The sequence below is a fragment of the Caryophanon tenue genome, assembly GCF_001700315.1.
Classification (GTDB): Bacteria; Bacillota; Bacilli; order Bacillales_A; family Planococcaceae; genus Caryophanon; species Caryophanon tenue.
This window is the reverse complement of record NZ_MASJ01000023.1, coordinates 42,143-58,524: the sequence shown is the minus strand read 5'-3', so window position 1 is coordinate 58,524 and position 16,382 is coordinate 42,143. Positions and strand designations below refer to the sequence as shown.

Annotated in this window: 16 protein-coding genes and 2 pseudogenes; 6 read left to right on the top strand and 12 right to left on the bottom strand. The window is 39.3% G+C overall.

The genetic code is table 11. The annotated features are described in order from the left end of the window. Positions 1 to 12: 12 nt before the first annotated feature. Together A6M13_RS10420 and A6M13_RS10415 are read right to left on the bottom strand one after the other, a co-directional pair. Positions 13 to 207: a DUF6980 family protein gene (locus tag A6M13_RS10420; protein WP_066545783.1), complete on the bottom strand. Its 195-nt coding sequence runs from the start codon at positions 205 to 207 to the stop codon at positions 13 to 15. 102 nt (positions 208 to 309) lie between these two features. Further along, entirely contained in the window at positions 310 to 810 is a 501-nt protein-coding gene (locus A6M13_RS10415; protein ID WP_066545780.1) for a hypothetical protein, read from the bottom strand. A 186-nt stretch (positions 811 to 996) separates the two neighbouring features. On the opposite strand from A6M13_RS10415, the gene A6M13_RS10410 reads away from it, so the two are divergent. After that, the gene (locus tag A6M13_RS10410; protein ID WP_066545776.1) at positions 997 to 1,590 is read left to right on the top strand and encodes a DUF4272 domain-containing protein; all 594 of its coding nucleotides are present in this window, start codon (positions 997 to 999) and stop codon (positions 1,588 to 1,590) included. A gap of 397 nt (positions 1,591 to 1,987) precedes the next feature. Here the strand turns inward: A6M13_RS10410 and A6M13_RS10405 are convergent, their stop codons facing one another. Beyond that, complete coding sequence (locus tag A6M13_RS10405) at positions 1,988 to 2,740, bottom strand: amidohydrolase family protein (protein WP_066545773.1); 753 nt, start codon at positions 2,738 to 2,740, stop codon at positions 1,988 to 1,990. A gap of 141 nt (positions 2,741 to 2,881) precedes the next feature. Continuing rightward, positions 2,882 to 3,610: a sulfite exporter TauE/SafE family protein gene (locus tag A6M13_RS10400; RefSeq protein WP_066545770.1), complete on the bottom strand. Its 729-nt coding sequence runs from the start codon at positions 3,608 to 3,610 to the stop codon at positions 2,882 to 2,884. Between the two features lie 361 nt (positions 3,611 to 3,971). On the opposite strand from A6M13_RS10400, the gene A6M13_RS10395 reads away from it, so the two are divergent. Further along, entirely contained in the window at positions 3,972 to 5,030 is a 1,059-nt protein-coding gene (locus A6M13_RS10395) for an LLM class flavin-dependent oxidoreductase (RefSeq protein WP_066545766.1), read from the top strand. A gap of 21 nt (positions 5,031 to 5,051) precedes the next feature. Then, positions 5,052 to 6,200 (top strand): iron-containing alcohol dehydrogenase family protein, encoded by a 1,149-nt coding sequence (locus A6M13_RS10390; protein WP_083998325.1) that lies wholly within the window; start codon positions 5,052 to 5,054, stop codon positions 6,198 to 6,200. Between the two features lie 326 nt (positions 6,201 to 6,526). Here A6M13_RS10390 and A6M13_RS10385 read toward each other — a convergent pair whose 3' ends face one another. The 5 genes and pseudogenes from A6M13_RS10385 to A6M13_RS10365 form a co-directional block, all read right to left on the bottom strand. After that, positions 6,527 to 6,907: an SLAP domain-containing protein gene (locus A6M13_RS10385; protein WP_066545760.1), complete on the bottom strand. Its 381-nt coding sequence runs from the start codon at positions 6,905 to 6,907 to the stop codon at positions 6,527 to 6,529. After that, positions 6,907 to 7,764, bottom strand: a complete 858-nt coding sequence (locus A6M13_RS10380; protein WP_066545757.1) for a hypothetical protein — start codon at positions 7,762 to 7,764, stop codon at positions 6,907 to 6,909. The genes A6M13_RS10385 and A6M13_RS10380 overlap by 1 nt, the downstream gene beginning before the upstream one ends. Positions 7,765 to 8,316: 552 nt before the next feature. Next, positions 8,317 to 8,742: pseudogene (locus tag A6M13_RS10375) on the bottom strand (cytidine deaminase). Positions 8,743 to 8,972: 230 nt separating this feature from the next. Beyond that, a pseudogene (locus A6M13_RS10370) lies at positions 8,973 to 9,402 on the bottom strand (NUDIX hydrolase). A gap of 56 nt (positions 9,403 to 9,458) precedes the next feature. Then, on the bottom strand, positions 9,459 to 9,992 hold the full coding sequence (locus tag A6M13_RS10365) for a GrpB family protein (protein ID WP_066545755.1): 534 nt from the start codon (positions 9,990 to 9,992) through the stop codon (positions 9,459 to 9,461). Positions 9,993 to 10,465: 473 nt separating this feature from the next. On the opposite strand from A6M13_RS10365, the gene A6M13_RS16315 reads away from it, so the two are divergent. Beyond that, positions 10,466 to 10,621 (top strand): hypothetical protein, encoded by a 156-nt coding sequence (locus A6M13_RS16315; RefSeq protein ID WP_169817436.1) that lies wholly within the window; start codon positions 10,466 to 10,468, stop codon positions 10,619 to 10,621. Between the two features lie 366 nt (positions 10,622 to 10,987). Then, entirely contained in the window at positions 10,988 to 11,782 is a 795-nt protein-coding gene (locus tag A6M13_RS10360; RefSeq protein ID WP_066545753.1) for an alpha/beta fold hydrolase, read from the top strand. A 145-nt stretch (positions 11,783 to 11,927) separates the two neighbouring features. Here A6M13_RS10360 and A6M13_RS10355 read toward each other — a convergent pair whose 3' ends face one another. Beyond that, positions 11,928 to 13,067 carry a zinc-dependent alcohol dehydrogenase gene (locus tag A6M13_RS10355; protein ID WP_066545746.1) on the bottom strand — a complete coding sequence of 380 codons (1,140 nt, stop codon included), beginning with the start codon at positions 13,065 to 13,067 and terminating at the stop codon, positions 11,928 to 11,930. 181 nt (positions 13,068 to 13,248) lie between these two features. On the opposite strand from A6M13_RS10355, the gene A6M13_RS10350 reads away from it, so the two are divergent. Continuing rightward, positions 13,249 to 13,677, top strand: coding sequence for a DUF1284 domain-containing protein (locus A6M13_RS10350; RefSeq protein ID WP_245669297.1), 429 nt, complete (start codon positions 13,249 to 13,251; stop codon positions 13,675 to 13,677). A gap of 20 nt (positions 13,678 to 13,697) precedes the next feature. Here A6M13_RS10350 and A6M13_RS10345 read toward each other — a convergent pair whose 3' ends face one another. Together A6M13_RS10345 and A6M13_RS10340 are read right to left on the bottom strand one after the other, a co-directional pair. Continuing rightward, positions 13,698 to 14,834, bottom strand: coding sequence for a glycerate kinase (locus tag A6M13_RS10345; protein ID WP_066545744.1), 1,137 nt, complete (start codon positions 14,832 to 14,834; stop codon positions 13,698 to 13,700). Positions 14,835 to 14,950: 116 nt separating this feature from the next. After that, entirely contained in the window at positions 14,951 to 16,369 is a 1,419-nt protein-coding gene (locus A6M13_RS10340) for a dihydroorotase (RefSeq protein WP_066545742.1), read from the bottom strand. Between the last annotated feature and the right edge of the window lie 13 nt (positions 16,370 to 16,382).

The following is a 16,382-nucleotide window of genomic DNA, read 5'->3' as shown; positions in this document are numbered from 1 at the left end:
GCTTTTGACATATTAGAATTTTGCTCCACACCATGGACAAAAATTAATTTCTATTTGTGAAGAACCACCATCATGAATTATTATTCCGTATTCATTAGATTTTTCATCAAATATGATGATTTTATCAGGACAATCATAAGGATTTTCATGAATATCACACTTGAAGTTTGCATGATAATCCATATACTCACAGCAAAAATCTTTCATTGTTTAATTTCCCCTTATAGTATTCAAGATTTTGTTAGTTTAATTTTAACATCTCCAAAGCACTGTTTGGTAACTTTATTGTATGTAGATGTATAGTAACATTTAAGCCCATCTTTCTTCATCATCTACAAACTTTGCCGTCTGTAAATCATAAGAAGATGTTTCATCGTGGAAACCAAAATAAACAGGTAGGATAAAATGTTTTCCTCCTGCTTTCATCCAACAATCCGCAAACCATTCAGTAAAAACCTGTTGCTCTTTGTTAGCTAACTCTTCATCGTTTTGTTCATAGAAATCCCAAAAACTTTCTTGCTGATTATCCAGTAAATAATAATATGGAGTGCTTGTAAGAACATCAATACTTCCAGCAAAGCTGTGAGGTGTAATATTTTCACCAAATACTTCATTTGCATCTGTATCCATTGAAAACATCATAATGGATAGTTCAAATCTTGTAGGGTCTGTAAATGCAGAAAAATCTACTAATTCTACTGTTTCATCAAATGTATAGGAAACAATCTCTTTTAATTTCTTTGTTAAAATAGGTGTTGATTTATGTAAGTTATTCTGTAGGGATGCTATATAATTTTCTGTAGAAAACATTAGGTGATTCTCCTTTAGTATCCATATTTGTATTTATAATACCTTATTCTACCAAAAAATTCGACATAATATAGAAAGTTTTTCATAATTATGTTCTAATTAATTGATAATATTTATATAACTTATAGTTAGGATGATTATTGTGAAACAGTCTCATGAAAATAGAAAAACGCTCTCGGAAAAAAGTTGAAAAATCTAGGTATAAAAACTAATTCTTATCTTCCTCCATTAGAAGAAAATGTATCTATTAAAAGTAAAGAAGAGCTCGTTGAAAGGTTAATAGCATTAACTATCGTTACGGCTAAAGCGTTAGACGCTCCTAATGACAAAGTCGAGAAATTTATTCGAAACTTTAATGCAAATCGTTTTTTTACGCAATCAGAGAAACGTTTTATTTTAAATCCTAATCCCTCGTTGGAAGAAAGTAATTTGTTTTCATGGAATGTAGAGGCTGCCTGGATTTTAATGTGGACACTAGGACTAGTTCCACATATAGAAAATGAAATAATAGAATGTGATGCAGATTACGTTTTTATGAATATTTTAAGCTCATCTCAAGGTGCATTAATAGCCAAAAGTAACGTCCGAAAAAAAGAAGAGATCTTGGATTATTTAGATTATATATATAGGTTACATTGGGCAATTAAAGATTCAAGTGTTAAAGGGAGGACGATTCCTTTAATGTTTAATTATAACATTGTCTTCGAACGACACTACACTCTAAATTGGGCAACTAGCTATTTAGAGCAATCATGGGATGACATGAAAGTTAATACTTGATTATTAATATTTGAATTGTTTTAGTGTGGAACTAACAAATTTTTTGAGACAATAATAAAGGGGATAGCGTCATAAAAATGCGTATTTACAACATTAAGCATTGCGAAGCAGCAGGAATAGCAATGTTTTTCTACGACGAGGTACCGCAGGAGCATGCGCTTTTAAAAGAGGAACATCTGCCAAAAGCGCCACGTCGTGTGGCAAGGCAGATGTGACAAACATCGTGTTTGCCTCAAGCCATGCCTACGAAACGCATCCGCTATGTGGTGTAGCACCAAAAGCAAAAAAATATCCTTCAGCAGTTGTCGTTGCTGAAGGATATTTCTTTTTGTCTCAATTTCTTTTCTGCTTTTACCGGTTCATTCGAATTCTACGTCTATCTTAATCTCTTTGTCGCTCATTCTACTTTTCTGAAGTACCAAGCTTGCGCATTGGCATATAAAATTTTATGCGCTGCCGCTTCATCAAACATTTCATGAATAAGCATTATATCGTTTTGCTGGAATGGACGCTTCGCACGTGTTGATGGTAAATCTGTCCCGAATAATAACGCGTCTGGACGAACGTCATAAATTGAGCGTAATGCTTGTGGCACATCTAGGTCCACACGTCCAAAGCCTGTTGCTTTTACACGAACGCCTTTATCAACAAGCTTAAGCACATGCGTAAGCCCTTGTTGCGATAAGCCTAAGTGGTCAATCGACACAGCTGGTAAATTGATCACGGTCGTCATAATGTCCGGCAACAACTGCGCATCAATGTACAGCTCACTATGCCAGCCAACTAACGCATGCACACGCCGCGCGAAATAATCTAATTGTGTTATATCGGCGGACCCACCACGTTTAATATTAAAACGCAATGCTCTCACACCGCTTTCATGTAGCGCTAAAATGTCCTCATCAGACGTACTTGCGGGCAATTGCGTCACCCCACAAAACTGCGGACCAAGCTGTGCAAGGGCATGGCATAAATACGTTTGGTCAAAGCCTTGAAATGACCCGGATACAAGTGCGCCCCCTCGAATGTCGAGTGCTTGTGCCTCTTGTTGATAGTCAGCGACAACATAGCTCGGTGGTATATAACCATCGTTTCCAATGACCGGAAAATCGAAATCAATAATATGAAAATGAGCGTCAAAAATAGACATGCACGTATCCTCCTAGAAATTATTTCTATAGTGATACATTCGTGATGTGGCGAAAAGAATCCTATTGCTAAATCCAAATGTGTTACCTTTGGCGATTAGAAAAGCTATGCACGCGCTAAAACGCGCCACATAGCTTTTTTATTAGTGCAAATATAATTCTAATGCGAGCTGTCCAATTAAAATAACCGTAATACAGCGCAGTAAAATTTTCGCAACGTTTGCGTTTACTTTACGTGCAATATGTAAGCCTACATGCGCCCCAATAATCGAACCAATCATGAGCGCAATCGTTTCTTTCCATAAAATTTGGCCTGTGATAATATAAATCATCGCTGCGCCAAAGCATGTCGCAAAAATCGCAACGCGTCCATATAATACCGCTTTAAAATATTGGAGCTTCTTCGCCGCCATCACATACAGCATTAATGTACCGCTTCCTGGGCCGAACAAGCCGTCATACACCCCGATACCAAATAATAACGAGGACGTACGTTTTGAAAATGGGAGCTTCTCAACATTTCCAAAATCTGTTTTGCCTAAAAAAGATAAGAAGAATGCAAAAATCAATAAGCAAAGAGCTAGAAAGGTTAACGTTTCTCCATCAAATGATGACGCAGCTAAACCACCTGCTGTGCCACCTAGTCCACAAATGACTAAAATCGGCCAAATTTCTTGTATGGATAGCTCACGCGAACGAAATAGCCGTAAAAAGCTTGAAAACGTCGAAACGGTGTTGGCTACTTTGTTGGCTCCAATGGACGCATGAACCGGCATGCCAAGCAGCAGCATCGTCGGTAACGAAATTAAGCCGCCACCACCAGCAAGTGTCCCGATAACATTCGCGACAAGTCCGACAAAAAATAAAAGTATAAGCGTAAAAAACCCTTCTTTCTATTATGTATATGCATGTAACTGTACACGGAATAGACTGAAAAAACAAATGTGTTTTCGGCATAGTGTAGCTCGCTAAAAATGCTCTTCCTATATTTCGTTGGGAATTTGCGCGAAAAAACAGATTTTTCGGTATAATTCACCAATCAACCTAAAACCTACTTGACTTATAAGAATTATTTATTTATTCTAGACTTACATAGAAGAAGTGACTGGAAACACCAGAGCTCCTGACGTACTTAACGAATGACTAGTTAATACGCGAGGGCTCTTTTTGTCTTTTTTAGACAGTGTTTCACACTCATACTTAACTATCAACCATACTAGGAGGAAATAAAACATGACAACACCACATTTTTATTGGTTCGCCCCAACAAACGGAGACGGAGAATTTTTAGGCTTACAAAAGCCACAGCGTGAGCCATCACTTGAATATTTAGTGGAAGTTGCCCAAGCAACAGAAGAAGCAGGCTTTGAAGGGATTTTAATTCCTACAGGGATTCCGTATTTAGATTCGTGGATGGTTGGTTCAGCAATTATTCATAACACAAAAAAAATTAAACCACTTGTCGCATTCCGCCCAGGTTTCGTTGCACCAACAGTAGCGGCGAAAATGTCCGCTACATTAGACCAATTTGCGAAAGGTCGTTTATTAGTGAATGTTGTAACAGGCGGCTCACAAAAAGAGCTTGGCCAAGATGGTGACTTTACAGAGCATGGTGACCGTTACGCACGTACGGGAGAATTTTTAGATGTGATTACAAAATCATGGGCTGGTGAAACATTTAGCCATGAAGGTAAGTTTTTCGAAACAAAAGATGCACAGCTTGTTCCACCACTTTATCAAGAAAATCGCATTCCAGTTTACTTCGGTGGTTCTTCAGATAGTGCCAAAGAAATTGCTGCACAGTACTCAGATGTTTATTTACAATGGGGCGAGCCAGTTGCCCAAGTAAAAGAACAAATTGAAGATGTCAAAGCACGTGCTGAGAAATTAGGGCGTACATTAGAGTTCGGTATTCGTTTACACATCGTTGTACGCGAAACGGAAGAAGAAGCGTGGCAAGCAGCGTACCATATCATTAGCGAAATTGATGACAATGTACAAGAAAAAATGAAAAATGTCTTTGAAGAAACAGACTCAGTTGCCCAAAAGCGCATGACTGAAATCGCACGTGACACAGACCGCTTCGATAAATATAGCTGGACAGGTATTGGTCAAGTACGTAAAGGAGCAGGTACGGCAATCGTTGGGACACCAGCACAAGTAGAAGAAGCATTACGTGACTATATGGATGTAGGTATTACACATTTCGTCTTATCAGGCTTCCCACACGTAGAAGAAGCGCGACGTTTTGGACAAGACGTACTACCACGTTTTGAAGCGGTAACGGTATAATACGAAAGAATTGAGGAGATTATGATGTCATTTTTATTCCATCAACAAGTGCCGATTGATTTCGGCGCGGGTCATTTAGATAAATTACCTGAACTCATTGCGCAGTTTGGCTATACAAAAGGGCTGCTGATTACGACAAATTCCGCGATTCAAAATGGCACAGTTGCGCGCATTATCGACACAAGTAATGGTGTCATTACACAGTCGATTTCGGGCATTCAGCCAAACCCAACTGTCGAAAACACACAGCACTGCATCGACGCATTACGCGCAGATACATATGACTTTGTCGTTGCACTTGGTGGTGGCAGTGTGCTAGACTGCGCAAAAGTTGCTGCAGTGCTTGCACCAACGAATGCATCTGCCCAGCAGTTTTTCGATGGGGATTATGCCATTACAGCACCAGGCGTACCGTTAATCGCTGTGCCAACGACAGCCGGCACAGCGAGTGAAATTACACGTGTTTCGGTGTTAAGTGACCCAAACTCAGGGAAGAAAGCGCCATTTAATCATCCGTATTTGTATCCAGTGTATGCGTTAATCGACCCATTGCTAACGATTAGCTGTACAGAACATGTGACAGCAACAAGTGGCATTGATGTACTTGCGCATTCATTAGAGGCACTTTACAGCAAAAATCATCAGCCATTTACGGATTTATTTGCTAAACATGCCGCGTCTATCGTCTTTACGTATTTAGAAACGGCATACCATGAGCCAAATCATTTAGAAGCGCGTACGAAAATGGCAGAAGCATCTGTTGCAGCTGGTTTAGCCTTTAACTTAACGCAAACTGCGGCAGCCCACGCTTGTTCATATCCGTTAACAGAACAATTTGATGTACCGCACGGGGAAGCATGTGCGTTCACACTCGGAAAGTTTTGGCTACTTACAGCGCAAAGTGAAGAAGCGGGTGAACGCATCGAAGCTATTAGCCGTGACTTAGGCTTCCGTGACGCCGCGCATTTAGCCGAACGTTTAGAACAGCTAAAGGATGCCTTACAGCTACGTTCAACGTGGCATGAAATTGGTGTGACAACAGACGAACAAATCCAAGAAATTGTCGTAACAAGTTTTGCGCCAAATATGGCGAATATGCCAGTAACGATTACACCCGAAAGCTTATTTGCTTTTTACAAATCAATTGCTTACGAGCGTCAAACAGTATAAGAAAAAGAGTCTGTGACAGAAGGATAATTCAAATAAAGTCCAACGATGTTCAATGATAAACATTGGATACGTCGTCGTTAAACGAAGAACGGACTTCTAGCGGAACAGTACGAGCGAGATACTACAGGGATACATCTGCAAAGAACGCCACATCGTGTGGCAAAGCAGATGTGACAAACTTCGTGTTTGCCTCCGTACCGTAGAAAAGCCTGCTCGAAAGTGTATGACGATAAAAGCAGAAAAGTGTTAGGAGAAATTTCGTCATTTCTCTTAACACTTTTTTGTCCTAAGCTCTTTTCGTGTTCTTTTAAGTAAGCTTATATAGTTTAGTATGTGTCAATTTCTAGCACAACATGCTCTAATTCGAGTGTTTTATAGATAGGGGAAGCGGGGAAGATAAACGTCCACGGCATACTTGTAAATGGTGGAACGGATAGTGCTGGAATTGTCATCACATGTTCCTCTGAGAAATCATCGCAATGCACAAATAAAGAACGTTCGACGAAGCGAGCACTATGATGCGTAAAATTATGCACAAGTACCATTACTAATAATTCACCTTTATGATTAATCGCGGCGCGTACAAGCGGGCTCATAATCACATCATCTACTTGTGTGTATGTTTCTTCAAAGACTTCTTCAATACGTGTACGGTCTTGTGGGCTAATCGCCTTATCCCATGTGGGGTGAAAATAAAGTTGCTGCATTAGTCCACCTCTTTTGTAGTTGTTTGGTTTGCGGTCATCAATTGGAATAGCTTCTCATGATACGCATCCATTTGTTGCTGTAGCTTTTGCTGGAATTGTTGTTCTTGCTGCATCAGTGCTTGTTGTAATATTAAATCCGATTCCTTCTCAGCAAGCGCTTGTGTATGGCGAAGTTGCTGTACATCTTGTTCACGCGCTGCGAGTTGCGCTGTGAGTGCTGTAAGCTTTTCTTCGTACTGCTCCGTTATCGTCGTAACACGTGTGTTTTCAGCAAGTAGTTGCTGTTCATATTGCTGTGCTTGTTGTTCTAAAGCTGTTTTATGAGCTTCCTTTGTTTCTACAACTTGTTGCTTAGCTGTTTCATAAGCCATTGCTTGGTCGGTTAATGCTTCAACCTTTTGCTGTAGCTCCTGTACAAGTGCCTGTTGCGTGTCACGCGCTTGTTTAATATCAGTCATTTGTGTGCTCGCTTGCTCATAAGCTTCACGTAAAGCCGCATTTTCTTCTTGCACTGCTTGTAGCTGCTGTTTCACTTCACGTAATTTCTCCTGATAATCTGCTACGATTTCGTCTTTACGATCGGCTTCTTGATATGCTTCACGTACAGCTTGGTCTTTTAAATGCATGGATTGCTGCACCATATGAACAGCAAGCTCATGAATACGCGTCGTATGCACTTCTAGTTCATGTAAACTTGTCACAAACTCCGGCGCAGCCGTCCCGACATTTTTCGACTCGTACATCGTAATGGCTGATTGAATCCAATCCTTTGCACTCATGCCAGATGCTTCAATCATCTGTTTGGCACGATCCTTTACCTCTTCACTTACCTTAAATCCTAATGTTACATCTGCCACTGTCCGCACTCCTTCGTGTAATTGTTTACTTTATTTTAACTCTAAAATACTTATTTATCAATAGGTTAACTAGTTAACTTTATTCAAATTGTATAAAGTATAGAATGGAAATGGGTGAATGCTGGGATGTGAGTTAACCTTATCAACACATGAAAATCTTGCTTGTCTTGCGTTGATACAAGCCATTGCATATTTTCCGTTGGGCACTAAAAATGGTCGCTAAAATGAGGGACGAAAGAAAAATCAACCAATAAACGAAATGGCCAATTAGTATCATGTACTGAAGGAATGCGAAGAATCTACTCGTTTGTCTGCAACAACGTGCCGAACAAAGCCAGCTATAAAATACGCTTAAACGTTACGGGTACTAAATTTGTAGAATCGTGGATAAAATCACGTCTAAACAATCTAGCCATAAACGTTGATCTGACAGCGTTTACGGCTTTTATGTTCACTCCCGATCTTTGATTTAGAAATGTTTATTCGGTTTACTTTGTATTCTTTATAAGCGCTTATCGTATTAAAATAATTATACGTCGAAAAAATTTTTATTTATGATTCTCGACTATATTTAAGAGGTATCAGTTCACTAATTTTTGTTTTTTGTAGTTCTCCATCTATCTCTAAAATAACAAAACAATCCGGAGAATAATCAGAAATCAATTCCCGGCACATCCCACAAGGACTAACAACTTTTAACTCTCTATTTTTTTCATCAGCATACGGATGTCTAACCGCAACGATTGTATCAAAATATTTTTCTCCATTTGAAATTGCATTTCCAATTGCAATTGCTTCAGCACATACTGTAGCCCTTCCAATATAAGCTTCTATATGTACCGCAGAGATTAACTTGCCTGATAACGTTCTTAATGCTGCACCCATGTGATGTTTATTTTCTTAATATAGGATAGTGATTTTTTCTTTAGCTTCTTGTATTAATTTAAAATCATTTGCTGTTAAATCGTATGTTTTCATAATGTTCCCTCAATTCTTTTTGTTGACCATAGTATAGTTTGGGGACGTTTTTTACTAAATGCTCTTTAAAAATTTAATAAAGATATCTTGAATCGTTAAAAATAATAGCCATCCTACTATCTCTAGTAAAACTGACCATAATAAATGCAATGAATTTTTCATCCCTAAATAAACAATAATCAATAAAATTATCGTTGCTGGTAAGCCCATTAAAACACCGGCAATAAATTTTAGAAATCTATGTAAAAAGGTTGTGTACTCTCATCTAGGCAGTATTCAATTCTTTGACGGAAATTCCCGATTGTTACCATTTTTAAAGCTTCCTTAATTGGGAAAAACCCTACTTCTAAGCTTTCTGATGAAGTAGTGAATTTACCTCCAACGGGTTGTGCTAAAAAAAGTGTATTACAAATGGATTTTCTTACATTTTGGAATATCCCACAAAACTTTATTATTTCTACATCTATACCTGTTTCCTCTTTTGTTTCTCTAATAGCAGCCTCTTTTAAAGATTCACCCTCCTCTACTTGACCTCCTGGCATCTCCCAGCCTCTTAAAGGTCCCTTAATTAATAATTTCTCTTTTATCATTAATTACAATCGTTGCTGCGGAGACAATGTGTTTTGGTGGTGTGTAGACTTTTGATATACTTTGTTCCAATAAAAACACCCTTTCTCTTAAGATTGTTTCTATTTTACCATTTTTATATTTATAGATTATTTACTTTTCATTCGTTCAAAAATAGATTGTATAAATTGCTCTTTATAATCTGTATATGAATGAATACCTTCTAGGTCTGCATTGAAAAAAGACTCTTTTAGATTTTCGTATTGTTCTTTCACATCTTGATTAGTATTTAAATAATTCCTAAAGAATAGCATTTGATTCCATTTTTCCGTTTCTAACTCAACTAGATGAATAAAATGTGTTTTGATTTCAAATGTTTTATCAGTAAATTTAGCGCAAACGATTTCATTGGATCTTTCAACTTTCAATCTGTAAAATCCTGCATTTTGAAGAGCTTTAAAAAATGTTTTATCAAGCGCTGTAAGGTTATCTACACCTATTAAAATATCTATAATAGGCTTTGCTCGAATTTCATTAATAGATGTGCTACCAATATGTTCAATTTGGTTTGGCTTTAAATTTGTGTGTTGGATAATTTCCGTTTTTGTTTTATTAAATTCTTTTTTCCACTTTTTATCATACGGAACAATGATAACTTCATTATTTCTCAAGCCCAACTTCATAACTAATCCCCCATTTCCTAATGTAAGTTAAGATTATAGACGATTCAGACCATTTACCAGTCTATAATTAATTTGAAAAAAGTGTTAAAATAAAATCACTAAAAATTTAATATTTTATACAAAAAACGTTCCAATATAAAAGTTTGAACGCATAAAGAAAACGAGAAGACGCTGTTCAATCAACGTCTTCTCGTTTTTTATGGAACATTATTTATGTAGGGTTTTATAAAGCGATTGACAGCAACAGTTTAGGCGGATTTTCATGATCATTGCACTTCCTACAATCTCGCATAAAATCCGCATATTTTAACAGTCCTTATCATACAACATTTCTAGATGAGGTAATACGCATGTTACACTAATTTGGGATTAACAGTGCAATTATTCAAGCACCCATGGCTGGTGTCCCCCCTTCATTTGTCGCAACTAGCTGTGAAGCGGAGGCACTTGGCTTTCTTGCAGCAGGTGGTCTGATGACGCGAGAACAAATCTCAAAAGCACTTGCTCTTGGGGCTGACATCACCTATGAAGTTGCTTGTTCAAATCCTATTTATTCGGAACAATTGAATGTGTTTGAACGAGAAATAGATTTTGTACATCTTCATTTTACAAATAAACAAATAACTTAAGAGCGTCCACTTAGTTTATCGCTACGCTATACTTGTTTAAATAAAGCGCTAGAAATGAGTGAATATAGATGACACTTTCTCGTAAATATTGAACACAAAAAACTATAACATTCATACATAATCCCTCGATACAACATGGCACGAACATTATTCTATCTAAAACAATATCCATTGGTTTGGAAGACGTACTACACAAGCGGAAGTTGCACAGAAGTGAGCAAAATGAAAAATATATGAGCATTTCGTGACGACGTATGCGCTTTATTGACTTGTAGCACGCCCCACGTTATAGTCAACATACAATGTGGAATTACTTTATAGAAAATAATAGTTCATCATTCGAAATCATATCATTAGGGGTATTGTATGCTACATTATACAAAAATGTTTTCTTGCCACGAAAAAGAGTGGCTTGTGTTACTACATGGCTTAGGTGGGAAAAGCACATTATTTTATAAGCAGGCGGATTTTTTGTCGAAGCATTATAATTTATTGTTTATTGACTTACCTGGGCATGGGGGTTCAGCAGGCTCAGACGCGAAGTATTATGTTGCGGCAGATGTTGTATCTAAAATTACAGAAGTGCTTGAGAGTTTGCACATTGCACGTGCGCATTTTTTAACGTTTTCACTGGGTACAATTATTGGCAACGAGCTGATGTACCGCGCGAAGCAATATATTCAGACCATGACATTAGCAGGGCCGGTGTTAAAGTTTAATACGTGGTCGTCGCTGTTAATTAAATGTGCGTGGACATTGCGTCATTTTGCTCCGTATATGCTGTTTTATAAAACGTTTGCGTATTTAATTATGCCGAAAAAATCACATGCGAAATCACGCTTTTATTTTGTGCAAGAAGCCGCAAAACTCGGACGTCAAGAGTTTGTAAAATGGACATATTTATTAAAAAATGCAAAAAAACCATATGATCAGCATCAAAAAAGCGATTGCACGATTCCAAAGTTCTATTTAATCGGCAAAGAAGACCATTTATTTTTAGAAGAAGCAAAACGTGCTGCTGCCCAAAATCCGTATGCATCGCTCCAAATTTTAGATGATTGCGGACATGTATGTGTTATTGAAAAGAGTGTGGAATCGAATGAAGCGATTCACCAGTTTATCCAAAAGAATCAGCTACCGGCAACAGTACAAGCATCATAAATAGATAAAAAGCGCCTTCTCGTAGCAATAGGCACTGACCTAAAATAATGAGACAAATAAAAACACCTTTCGTTGAAAAACGGGTATTAAACGGCACTGACTGTCTCAAAAAAGACAGTCAGTGCCATACAAGAAGGCGCTTTTGTTATGGTTTCAAAATGAACTTAATACTTTTATCTTCATGGTCATGGAATTTTTCGTACGCATCCTGTGCGTCGGCCAGTGGCATTTTATGTGTAATGATATCAGTCGGGTCGATTTTTCCGCTAGCGACCATATCATATAACATCGGACTGTAGTGAATGGCCGGAGCCTGCCCCATTTTTAACGTGACATTGCGCTCAAATATATTACCAAGTGGGAACTGATTATATGATGAGCCATATACTCCTGTTAATTGAAGCGTCCCAAACTTACGCACCGCTTTGATACCGACTTCGATCGCGCTTAATGTCCCCCCTTGTAGCTTCAGCTTTTGCTGCGCCTTTTCAGCAAGCGACATTTTACCGTCCATACCGACACAATCAATGACAACATCTGCCCCGCCATGTGTTAGCTCATGTAAATAGCCACCAATATCATCTATCTCATCAAAATTATAAACTTCAACATGGTTTGTTTGTTTTGCATGGTCTAAACGGTATTGAAGCGGGTCGACAACAAGTACACGCTTCGCTCCCTTCATCCATGCAAATTTTTGAACCATTAAGCCAATCGGTCCAGCACCTAACACAATGACAGTATCGCCTTTTTTGACACCAGAATGCTCAACACTCCAATACGCAGTTGGCAATACATCTGATATAAACAGCAGTGCTTCATCCTCTAGCTCACAATCATCTGGCACTTTGAATGGAATGAAATTGCCATACGGTACACGTAAATATTCGGCTTGACCGCCTGGGAAATTACCGTAGCGCTCGGTATAACCAAAATACGCGCCACTGTCAATCGCTGGATTTTCATTGGCATTATCGCACTGGCTCTCTAAATCATGTTGGCAATAAAAGCACTCTCCGCATGATACATTAAATGGAATGACAACCCGATCCCCTTTTTTCACTTTTGTGACCTGTGGACCGACTTCTTCGACAATGCCCATCGGTTCATGACCAATGACAAAATCTTTCTCAGTAGGAATTGCCCCGCGGTAAATATGAAGATCTGAACCGCAAATGGCAGTTGACGTAATTCGTACAATTATGTCGTCTGGCTTTTGGAGTTTAGCATCTGGAACATCTTTTACTTCTACTTTTTTTGCACCTTGATACGTAACAGCTTTCAAAAAACCCCTCCTATTGAATAACCAATTTATAACTAATTTTATATGGTGTTATTCGTTTATATATATATACCCTGACATGTCGAAAATAGTCACTTTTTTGAAAATTGATGCGAAAGACTAAAGACATTCATTCAATTGTGTTAACATATTTATAAAAATGGTTTACATAAGGAGTGTACATATGAACATGGAACTAATTCAATTACGTGGGCATCATCTATTTTGTTTATTGGGCTTTCGTGGCATGGGCTATTCAGAAGCATATGCAATGAATATGAAACACATTCACCAACAGCTACGCGAACAGCCACATACTATTGTCCGCGTGATTTCAGGCGCAGATGATTTATGTGCAAAGTTCCCGTGTGATCAGCCCTATCATTGTGACGCTGTGCGCGTTTTCGAACAAGATCAAGCATTATTACATGTGCTTCAGTTGCACATTGGCGATGAACTAACATGGCAAGATATTGAAAAGCGCATGCGCACCTTTGCTACACCGGACCTCATTGAGCGTGTCTGCTTTGATTGCCAGTGGCGAAAATACGGCGTGTGCGAAGAAGGCATTGTACGCATACAGCACGGTGAAGGCTTACGTGAATTGTCGTAAACAAACGAGAGCTGCCGACTTTATGTGGCAGCTCTCGTTATTAATTGCGTAATCTTTGTCGCGCGTTGTTGTAAATAAGCAGCGGCATGTTTCATCGCCGCTTCTTGTGTGATATCGCCATCCACAATCGCTACTACATAATCAAATTGCGCACGAAGCGGTTGCTGTGCATGTTGTGGAATCATACCAGACAGTAAAATAACGGGGATATGATGCTTTTTAGCAAGTTGCTGAATGCCCATTGGTGCTTTTCCATATAATGTCTGAGCGTCCGATTGCCCCTCTCCTGTAATAATATAATCTACATTTTGCAAATGTGCCTCATACTGCATCGTCTGAAGCACTACATCAATTCCTCTTTGAAACGTACCTTGTAAAAAAGCGATGAGTGCGCCACCCATGCCTCCAGCTGCTCCAGCACCAACCGCGTCGTGAAGACGAATGTGCAAGTGTTGTTCAACAATGCTTGCCCAATGTGTCAGTGCGGCATCAACGCGGGCAATTTCATGTGGTAAAATACCTTTTTGTGGACCGAAAATCGCGGTTGCCCCGTTCTCGCCGACAAGTGGATTCTGAACATCACAGGCAATACGGATGTGACAATGTGCTAATTGTGTTTGCCAATTCAAAAAATCAAGCGTTGCCAGTTCAAAAATACCATCAATCGTTGGTGGAATGTCTTGTCCATGTACATCGAGTAAACGCAGCCCTAAAGCACGCAGCATCCCAATACCACCATCATTTGTCGCACTACCACCTAGACAGATGATAAAGTCCTTAAAGCCTTGCTTGAGTGCATGTTGGATCAATTGCCCCGTACCATATGTCGAGGCAATATGCGGATTACGCTCGTTTGGCTGAAGTAATGTAAGGCCTGATGCTACAGCCATTTCAATAACACAAGTTGTGCCGTTACCAAGTACCCCGTACTGCGCGGAAATAAGACGTCCGAGTGGGTCTGCTACAATAACCGAAACGTACCGCCCATTTGTTGCCTCAACAAGAGCCGTCATCGTGCCCTCACCGCCGTCTGCTACGGGTAATTTTACCGTTTCAATCGTGTCATCCCACGCGTGAACGCCCTGCTCAATCGCAATTGCCGCTTCCATCGCCGTTAAACTACCTTTAAATGCATCTGGACTAATAAGGATTTTCAAACGGTCACGCCCCTTCTATGATAGATTTCTCCCTTCTATCATGCCACAATTTTTCAGAGTCACCTAGACATAAAAAAACGTACTAAGCAGGAATCCCTTCTTAGCACGTGTCGTCGTTAAAGCGTTTCAACAAGCTGTGGTGTGTCAATCGGTGTAGCTTGACGGAAAATATATCGCCCACTTGTTAGCGTGTCACAAATATTACCGTCTTTCGCAAGGATATCTCCGCGGCGTAATGTCATGACTGGCCAGCCCTGTACATGGCGCCCTTCATAAATCGTGTAATCCGAATTGATTGGTAAAATGTCCGGTGTGATCGTTACAGCCTTTTGTAAATCTACGACCACAAAATCAGCGTCACTGCCAATTTCAATCGCACCTTTTTGCGGATACATGCCATACGTTTTTGCCGTATTTGCCGACGTAATTTCCGCGATTTTCTCCAGTGGTAAGCCGTGTTTGAAATGCCCTTCACTTAATGTTAATGGGAACATAAATTCCGCACCACCGAAGCCTAAAACCGTTTTATCAATATCATAGCCGTTTTTGAATTTTTCTTGCCATGAAATCGATACATGGTCGGTTCCGACAAATTTGACGATGCCTTTTTGAATACCTTCCCAAAGAAGCGCATTATCCGCTTCATAACGCAGTGGTGGCTTTACAATTGCTCCTAACCCTTTTGCGTTATCAACCGTTTCTAGTAAATAGTGTGGGCATGTTTCAACATTGACGATATCAGGATTGAAGTTTTTCATGTTTTCAAGTGCCTGCATGCTGGTCCCTGCGCTCATATGGACAACGGTAATTTTCGCATCATAATGCATCGCTAATGTTGCGCAGCGAACAACGGACTCTGTTTCAACAATGTCGGGATTATACTTTTCAAAAAAGACAAGTTCGTTGCGGTCTTCAATATGTTCGTACTGCTTGAAATAATGTTTGCCCATATCGACATTTTCACAATGAATGGCTAATACTAAATCTTTCGAAATGGCATTCATCTGTGCGAAAATATCGAGTAACAGCTCATCATCAAGTAAACGGTCTGTCCCAAAGCGGCTTTGTTCCTGCCCACGATAGCCTAAATATAATTTGTACGATGTAGCGCCAAACTGTTCGACATATGTACGCATTTCCGCTAAATGCTTATTTGTCATAATGCCTAAATGGAAACAAAAATCAATGGCACTTTGCTGTTCGGCAATCGCGATTTCTGTTGGGAGCTGCTCGGTATAAGACTGTGAGCTACGCATAAAGTTAATAACTGTTGTGACGCCACCTAGCGCCGATGAACGAGACGTTTTATAATAATCTTCCACTAGCCCTTCAAGTCCCCCGTATACCCCGTAATGGCTATGTCCATCAATCGCACCTGGAAAAATATGTTTTCCCGCCACATCAATAATTTCTGCGGTGTCGCTTTGTAAATTCGGTGCAAGCGCACTAATTTTCCCATCAGTAATGCCAATATCTATTTTTTGTACCCCTACATACGGAATAACGACATGTCCACCTGCTAAAATTTTATCCATATTAACATCCCCC

What these genes read in the sequence shown, in the direction of transcription:
- A6M13_RS10420 (WP_066545783.1), bottom strand. Translation starts at nt 207, where the DNA reads ATGAAAGATTTTTGCTGTGAGTATATGGATTATCATGCAAACTTCAAG.
- A6M13_RS10340 (WP_066545742.1), bottom strand. Translation starts at nt 16,369, where the DNA reads ATGGATAAAATTTTAGCAGGTGGACATGTCGTTATTCCGTATGTAGGG.
- A6M13_RS10405 (WP_066545773.1), bottom strand. Translation starts at nt 2,740, where the DNA reads ATGTCTATTTTTGACGCTCATTTTCATATTATTGATTTCGATTTTCCG.
- A6M13_RS10415 (WP_066545780.1), bottom strand. Translation starts at nt 810, where the DNA reads ATGTTTTCTACAGAAAATTATATAGCATCCCTACAGAATAACTTACAT.
- A6M13_RS10365 (WP_066545755.1), bottom strand. Translation starts at nt 9,992, where the DNA reads ATGAAGTTGGGCTTGAGAAATAATGAAGTTATCATTGTTCCGTATGAT.
- A6M13_RS10395 (WP_066545766.1), top strand. Translation starts at nt 3,972, where the DNA reads ATGACAACACCACATTTTTATTGGTTCGCCCCAACAAACGGAGACGGA.
- A6M13_RS10350 (WP_245669297.1), top strand. Translation starts at nt 13,249, where the DNA reads ATGAACATGGAACTAATTCAATTACGTGGGCATCATCTATTTTGTTTA.
- A6M13_RS10360 (WP_066545753.1), top strand. Translation starts at nt 10,988, where the DNA reads ATGCTACATTATACAAAAATGTTTTCTTGCCACGAAAAAGAGTGGCTT.
- A6M13_RS10385 (WP_066545760.1), bottom strand. Translation starts at nt 6,907, where the DNA reads ATGCAGCAACTTTATTTTCACCCCACATGGGATAAGGCGATTAGCCCA.
- A6M13_RS16315 (WP_169817436.1), top strand. Translation starts at nt 10,466, where the DNA reads ATGACGCGAGAACAAATCTCAAAAGCACTTGCTCTTGGGGCTGACATC.
- A6M13_RS10390 (WP_083998325.1), top strand. Translation starts at nt 5,052, where the DNA reads ATGATGTCATTTTTATTCCATCAACAAGTGCCGATTGATTTCGGCGCG.